Source organism: Streptomyces sp. URMC 126 (assembly GCF_051386555.1).
Lineage (GTDB): Bacteria > Actinomycetota > Actinomycetes > Streptomycetales > Streptomycetaceae > Streptomyces.
The window spans coordinates 1-236 of record NZ_JBPQTX010001342.1; the positions used below are offsets into that span (position 1 = coordinate 1).

At 53.0% G+C, this 236-nt stretch carries 1 rRNA gene; it reads left to right on the forward strand.

Features of this window, described 5'->3' with window-relative positions:
* Positions 1 to 161: 161 nt before the first annotated feature.
* Positions 162 to 236 (forward strand): 5S ribosomal RNA (gene rrf / locus ACSNOK_RS36195); the annotation flags it as partial.

Here is a 236-nt window from a genome sequence, read left to right on the forward strand (position 1 = left end):
GGAAGACCGGTAACGGTTGGAGCTGACTGGTACTAATAGGCCGAGGGCTTGTCCTCAGTTGCTCGCGTCCACTGTGTAAGTTCTGAGGCAACGAACAGTTGCCGGTAAGAGCAGAACCACTTAATTGAAAAGTGTGCTTGTTCGCTCGAAACCGATAGGGTTTCGGTGGTCATAGCGTTAGGGAAACGCCCGGTTACATTCCGAACCCGGAAGCTAAGCCTTTCAGCGCCGATGGT